The organism is Antricoccus suffuscus (genome assembly GCF_003003235.1).
In the GTDB taxonomy this organism is placed as follows: Bacteria; Actinomycetota; Actinomycetes; order Mycobacteriales; family Antricoccaceae; genus Antricoccus; species Antricoccus suffuscus.
The window spans coordinates 39,132-45,940 of the sequence record NZ_PVUE01000026.1; the positions used below are offsets into that span (position 1 = coordinate 39,132).

Genomic DNA, 6,809 nt, shown 5'->3' on the forward strand with positions numbered 1-6,809 from the left:
GCGATGCCGATCGCAACCGTTTCGAACCCGCTCGCCGCGACCTTCGATGTCAGCACCGTGCAGACGGTGAGCGTGATCATCATTGGTGTGTTGGTGTTGCTCGCGGTCGCCGCGCTGTTCATCGTCCGGAAAATCGTCTCCAAGGTGATCACGATCGCGTTGGTGCTGGCGCTGGCGGTAGCGGTGTATATCGAACGCGACAACCTCGCTGAATGCCCCAAGACATGTGCGTGCAGCTTCTTCGGCCTGAAACTGAAAATCCCCGACGACAGCCTCGCGCAGAAGTGTAAGTCCGCCGTCAGCCTCGGCCCGATTGAACTGCAGTCGTTGAGCGCAGCGAGCGAGCGAGCGTAGCCGAAACGCCTTGAGCCGGTGATCACAGCGCCCGACGGCGCGGGTAACGGGAACTGCGTCGCGGGCGCGCGGTTACAGTCGAAAGATGACGTTCGATATCGCCTCGGCCGTGGCCGAGTTGTCCAGTGCCCTGCCCGCGTCGATCTTGGCGACCGATCCCGACATCACCGTGAGCTACTCGCGGGACATGGCAATGCTCGCGTCCAGCGAAATTCCCGCGGTCGTCGTACGTGCGCGGGACACCGCCGACGTCAGCACCGTTATGAAGATCGCCTCGAAGTACGGCGTACCGGTCCATCCGCGCGGTGCCGGGAGTGGCCTGGCAGGTTCGTCCAATGCGACGACGGACTCGATCGTGCTGTCGCTCGCGTCGATGAACGAAATCCTTGAGATCAATACGGTCGATCGCTATGCCAGACTGCAGCCGGGCGTGGTCAATCTCGACTTTCGCAAGGCCCTCGAACCGCATGGGTTGTTCTATCCGCCGGACCCCTCGTCGTACGACTGGTGCACGATCGGTGGAAACCTCTCGACCAACGCGGGCGGGCTCTGTTGCGTGAAGTACGGCGTGACCACTGACTTCGTCATGGGTCTGGAGGTCGTGCTAGCCGACGGGGAGGTCCTGCGGACTGGGCGTCGTACCGTCAAGGGCGTCGCCGGCTACGACCTGGCCCGCGTGTTTGTCGGGTCTGAAGGCACGCTGGGCGTGATCACTGAGGCGACGGTCAGTCTCAAACCGCTGCCGCAGGCGCCGTGCACCCTGGTCGCGACCTTCGGCTCGGTCTACGACGCGGGCGAGGCGGTGCAGAAAGTGATCGGCGCATCCTTGGTGCCGTCGCTGTTGGAGATTATGGATCGTACGACGATTCGCGCGGTCGATAAGATGCACAAGCTCGGCCTCGACCAAAATGCCGAGGCGCTTCTGCTGGCGCAGTCAGACAGCGGCGGCGCGCGAGCGGACATGGAGATGGACGGACTCGAGCTGGCGTGCAAGGAAGCCGGCGCCAACGAAATCCACCGCACTAACGACCTCGAAGAGGGCAACATGCTGCTCTTCGCGCGGCGACAGGCACTGCCCGCGCTGGAAGCGCTCAAGGGCAGCTCGTTGGTCGACGACGTCGCCGTACCCCGTTCCCAGATGGCCAACTTCCTCGGCGGCTGCGAACAAATCGCCGCCGACACCGACACGACGATCGGTACGTGCGGGCACGCGGGTGACGGCAACATGCATCCGACTATCTGCGTCGATCCCGCAGATGAAGACGAGATGGTCCGGGCCCGTGACGCGTTTGGCAGGATTCTCGACCTCGGGCTGTCGATGGGCGGGACGGTGACCGGTGAGCACGGCATCGGGAGCATCAAGATCGACTTCCTTGCCAAGGAGATCGGCCCCATCGGTCTGCGTGTGCATCGGACGATCAAGAACGCGCTCGACCCGCAAGGGATCCTCAACCCGGGCAAGCTCTTCACGCCGTAGCCCGTCAGTTCCATTTCCTCACCTCGATTACATGGCCGTGAGTACTGCGTTTTGGTGCGCGATCGCTTACGTGACAAGAAACCTGCTCAAGGCGCACACTTGAGCCAGGTACTTGAGGAAGGAACCAAGATGGACAACGAGTTCCTCTTAGAGTTGCAAGATGCGCCCACTGTTGGAAGTGTCGTTGGACCACAACACTGGATAGACGACTCGGAGTTGCGCCTGTCGGGAAGTATCTTCAGCCAGATGCGGGTTCTCGACGGCAAATTTTCCGGACTGAACTCTCATCGGTTCGGCGGTTCGGCCAAGGTAATTCCCGGTCTTGTTCGCCAAAATGGACTGCCGGTACCTGTTGAAAGAGTGCTCGTTTCCCGCGCCCGCCGCGAGGGGAGTCGTCATCACGACCACCGGATGCTCGTGACTATTCCCTTACGCACCGCGGCCGCGACTATCGAATGGCTTCTCCTCGAAGACGATCTGCCTTATGCGATACGTCGTCTGACCTCGTCGCATCACGCCTACCTGCTGTCCGAGGAGACGGTGTCATAACTGAACAAGGCTGAGTTGGCCATGATTCATCGGGTCGACATGTGGCCGCAACGTGGATGACGCCGTACCGCGTTGGTCGCCTTGTTACCTAGTGAGACATGGTTACTTCGCGTCCTGCAACGCAGACAGCCCAGACCGAGTCCACGACCTATTCGCTACAGATAGTCCCGCCCGGCCCGCAGGCCGAGTTGGCGTTGCGCCTTCGCTATCGTGTTTTCGCCGACGAGATGGGCGCACACCTGCCAAACAACGCCGGCCGTGACCTCGACGAGTGGGACGCGCACTGCGACCACTTGATGGTCCGCGACGACACGACCGGTGAGGTTGTCGGTTCCTACCGGATCCTTCCTCCGCGCGTTGCGATGCAGTTGGGTCGCAGCTACTCTGCCGGAGAGTTCGACCTTTCCGAGCTCGCCTCTATCGCCGGATCTTTGGTCGAGGTGGGGCGTTCGTGCGTCGACCCGGCGCACCGCAACGGCGCCGTCATCGGTCTGCTGTGGAGCGGATTAGCGCGCTACATGCTTCTGTCTGGCCACCGCTATCTCGGTGGATGCGCCTCGATTCCGCTGCGCGACGGGCTCGACAACGCGGCCTCCGTCGTACGTCAGTCAATGTCAAACAGTCCACCGCCCCGCGGCTTTTCGGTACTTCCACTCCAGCCGTGGAACTACGCTGAGCGGGCGGACGTGGCGCGGCCAACGGTGCCACCACTGTTGCGGGCCTACCTGCGACTCGGTGCGTGGGTGTGCGGAGGTCCCGCGATCGACTTCGACTTCGGTACGGCGGACCTGTACATCTTGCTCGACATGGAGCGTATCGACCGGCGCATTGCGCGCCGCTTCCTTCAGGCGGCGTAATGGCGATCTCGGTGACAACCTGTCCGGATCTGTGTGCTCGTCAGGGTACGACGAAACGACACGAGGTCGCGGCGTTTGCGGTCTGGGTAAGGCTCGCGGCCCTCGTCTCGCGGGTGCTCATCGGTGCGATGGTCATCTTCGCGTTGTTGGCCCTGGCGCGCGTCATTCCGGTGACGCGCCGACTAGTTTCCACATATATGCGCCATCTGTACAAGACCTTGCTGAAGACCTGCCGGGTCAAGGTGGCGGTCGACGGGCCACGCACCACCTTCGCCGCGCCGGGTACGCCGGTACTTGTCGTCGCGAACCACGTGTCGTGGCTCGACGTGATCGTGCTTGGCTCACTGCAGTCGGTCACGATGATTTCTAAGGCCGAGGTCGAGCATTGGCCGCTGATTGGCGCCATAGCGGCGAAGTTGGGCACGATCTTTCTCGACCGCACCTCGTACGACGACGTCGCGCGGACCCGTGTCGTCGCCGGTCATGCATTGCGCGGGGGTGCGCTCGTCGCGACCTTCCCGGAGGGTACGACGACGTGTGGGCGAGGACTGGGGGACTTCCGATCGGCGATGTTCCAGGCGGCCGCGGACACCGGCACGCCGGTCCGGCCGGTCGCCTTGAGCTTCCTGGACCGGGACGCGAAGTTGACCACGGCAGCGTCGTTCATCGGTGATATGTCGCTGTGGGACTCGATCCGCAGCGTCCTCGGGCAACGCGAGATGACCGTGCGAGTGTCGATTCGACCGCTCATCATGCCGACGCAAGTGCGTCCGATCGGCAGCCGAAAGGCGTTGCGGCAGGCCGCTGTTGACTCGATCGGTGAGGCACTGGCGCCATACGTCGACCCGTACGCCGAGCACCGCCGGCCGAGCACCTGCCAGGCGCGGCCGATCGTCGTACCCGAACGTGACGACCTGGTGGCCGAGCTCGAGCTGCCGTCGACGCTGATCGGCTAGGCAGAACGGCGAGGTGGCTGCCCTGACGGTTTGTCGATGCGGGATACTTGGGCCGCACCAGCCACACCGCGAAGACAATGACGTCGTACTAGGAGCCCTTAAATGCCTATCGCAACGCCGGAAGTTTATGCGCAGATGCTCGATCGCGCGAAGAAGCAGGGTTTCGCCTACCCGGCCATCAACATCACCTCGTCGGAGACGGTCAACGCCGCCATCAAGGGATTCGCGGACGCTGGTTCTGACGGAATCATTCAGGTTTCGACCGGTGGCGCCGAGTTCGCGTCCGGCCTCAATGTCAAAGACATGGTGACCGGCGCGAGCGCCCTGGCCGAGTTCGCGCACGTCATCGCCGATAAGTACGACGTACACATCGCACTGCATACGGACCATTGCCCGAAGGACAAGCTCGACACGTATGTGCGGCCGCTGATCAAGATTTCGCAAGATCGGGTCGCCGCCGGCAAGAACCCCTTGTTCCAGTCACACATGTGGGACGGCTCCGCCGTACCCATCGACGAAAACCTGGACATCGCCAAGCAGCTGCTGCCCGAGTGCGCGAAGGCCAACATCGTGCTCGAAGTGGAGATCGGCGTGGTCGGCGGCGAGGAGGACGGCGTCGCCAACGAGATCAACGACAAGCTCTACACGACGGCCGAGGACTTCCTCAAGACTGCCGCGGCGCTCGGCACCGGCGAGCACGGCTACTACCTGCTTGCTGCGACCTTTGGCAACGTGCACGGCGTCTACAAGCCGGGCAACGTCAAGCTGCGCCCCGACGTACTGAAGATGGGCCAAGACACCGTCTCCGAAAAGCTCGGCCTGGCCGCGGGATCGCAGCCGTTCTCCCTGGTCTTCCACGGCGGATCTGGCTCCGCGCCCGAGGAGATCAAGGAAGCCCTGTCGTACGGCGTCGTCAAGATGAACGTCGACACGGACACCCAGTATGCGTTCACGCGGCCGATCGTCTCGCACATGTTCACCAACTACGACGGCGTACTCAAGATCGACGGCGAGGTGGGTAACAAGAAGTTCTACGATCCGCGTTCCTACATGAAGTCGGCCGAACAGGCGATGTCTGAGCGCGTCGTCGAGGCGTGCGCCGACCTGCAGTCGAGCGGTACCTCGCTCGCCCGTGCCTAGCCAATTGACGCGGATCTAAATCCTTTAGTTACTCATCCGCTAGTCGGGTGAGCACGGGACGCGGACCTGCACGGATCAGGCGGCGGTTCTCTTCTTGTTGCGCTTGCGGCGGCGGGGTGGTGTTTTACGTCCTGGCGGGTGGGTGGTGTAGCGGCGGCCGGTGGGGCTGGTCCAGTCGATACTGGCGTCGTCGTGGAGGACTAGTTGCCATCCGGTTTGGTGTTTCACGCGGTGGTGGAGTTCGCATAGCGCGATCAGGTTCGTGTCGGCGGTGGGCCCGTTCGGGTATTCGATGACGTGGTCGAGGTGGCAGTATGCGGCTGTGCGGGTGCAGCCGGGGAAGCGGCACGTCACGTCCCGGGTGATGACGCGGCGGCGCATGTCTGCTGGTGGGCGGTAGCGGGTTTTCCCGACGTCGTAGACGATGCCGGTGACTGGGTCGTGAAGGACCCGGCGCCAGCGGGCGTCGGCGGCGAGGTGGCGGGCGAGGTCGGGGTCGACCGGCCCGATGCCGTCGATGATCGCGGTGTGTCGTTCATCGATGAGGTCACCGGCGCGCCGCCGGGTCGTTCCGGTGTGTGGGCAGGACGTATCGCTGCCGCTGCTGTTTCGGACGTCGTTGGTGCTGGTGTCCCCGGGATCTGACCGGTCGGGTGGGCTGTCGGTGTCTGGAGGCAGACTGCTCCCGTCGTCGCGTGCGTGGCTTCTGTTTGCGTCGGGGCTGGTGGTGCTGGTGTCGGGATCGGTGGCGTGGTCGCTGCCGGCGAGGAGGTCGACCGGGATCGTGACATCCAAATGCACCTCTGGTGGGGTGGGGATGGTGAGGTTGATGTGGGCGGCGAGTTGCCGGATCAGGTCCCAGAGCTCGGTGACCCGTTCAGCCTGTGCCGGGTCGATCAACGCGAACACGCCACGGTCGTCGGGGTCCCATAGGGCGCGGGTGAGGGGGTCCGCGTCGTCGTTGTCGGGGGCGTGCGGATCGGGTTGGGGTTCGTCCCGGTCGCCGAATACCGGTAGTGGTAGTGCGCGGTAGGGGTTCTGTTCGTCCGCGTCGAGATCCACCACGTGCTCGCCCTTGGTCTCGGCCTCGTCGCTACCGGTGGTGTTGTTGTTGTTTCCCGTTGGCGCCACGGTGTCGTTATCGCGGTCGTCGGGTTGTCCGTGGCCGTAGTCCGGTACCGGTTCGTCTTCGTCTCGCGGTGCCGGCCACGCCGGCGCGTCACTGTCGTCGCGGTGCTGGCTGGTGTCGCCGGGTTCATTGTCCTGACCGCGACCGCGACCGCTGTCGCCGTCGGTTCGGTGGTTCGTGGTTTTGGCGGGGTGGGTGTGGAATACCGCGGGTCCTAGGACGCAGGCCAGCAGCGCGTCGATACGGCGTTGGGCGTGGGTACGCGGATCATCGGCGTCGGCGGTGTCGGCCAGCGCGTCGAGGGCGAGATCCAGCGCGCGTGCGTGGGGGAGGGGCAGGTCGCCGAG

Annotated in this window: 7 protein-coding genes; 6 read left to right on the forward strand and 1 reads right to left on the reverse strand. The window is 63.9% G+C overall.

All coding sequences use genetic code 11. The features are described from left to right. Positions 1-3 precede the first annotated feature (3 nt). The 6 genes from CLV47_RS20330 (at position 4) to fbaA (ending at position 5,333) form a co-directional block, all read left to right on the forward strand. Positions 4-354, forward strand: a complete 351-nt coding sequence (locus tag CLV47_RS20330; protein WP_106350959.1) for a hypothetical protein — start codon at positions 4-6, stop codon at positions 352-354. A gap of 85 nt (positions 355-439) precedes the next feature. Beyond that, positions 440-1,831 carry an FAD-binding oxidoreductase gene (locus CLV47_RS20335; protein ID WP_106350960.1) on the forward strand — a complete coding sequence of 464 codons (1,392 nt, stop codon included), beginning with the start codon at positions 440-442 and terminating at the stop codon, positions 1,829-1,831. 129 nt (positions 1,832-1,960) lie between these two features. Next, on the forward strand, positions 1,961-2,380 hold the full coding sequence (locus CLV47_RS20340; protein ID WP_146135471.1) for a hypothetical protein: 420 nt from the start codon (positions 1,961-1,963) through the stop codon (positions 2,378-2,380). A gap of 98 nt (positions 2,381-2,478) precedes the next feature. Next, positions 2,479-3,237 (forward strand): GNAT family N-acetyltransferase, encoded by a 759-nt coding sequence (locus CLV47_RS20345; protein ID WP_106350962.1) that lies wholly within the window; start codon positions 2,479-2,481, stop codon positions 3,235-3,237. Continuing rightward, on the forward strand, positions 3,237-4,193 hold the full coding sequence (locus CLV47_RS20350; RefSeq protein WP_106350963.1) for a lysophospholipid acyltransferase family protein: 957 nt from the start codon (positions 3,237-3,239) through the stop codon (positions 4,191-4,193). The genes CLV47_RS20345 and CLV47_RS20350 overlap by 1 nt, the downstream gene beginning before the upstream one ends. 102 nt (positions 4,194-4,295) lie before the next feature. Beyond that, positions 4,296-5,333 carry a class II fructose-bisphosphate aldolase gene (gene fbaA / locus CLV47_RS20355; protein WP_106350964.1) on the forward strand — a complete coding sequence of 346 codons (1,038 nt, stop codon included), beginning with the start codon at positions 4,296-4,298 and terminating at the stop codon, positions 5,331-5,333. 75 nt (positions 5,334-5,408) lie between these two features. Here fbaA and CLV47_RS22180 read toward each other — a convergent pair. Beyond that, a partial coding sequence (locus CLV47_RS22180; protein ID WP_170111186.1) for an HNH endonuclease signature motif containing protein occupies positions 5,409-6,809 on the reverse strand: 1,401 nt, incomplete at its 5' end.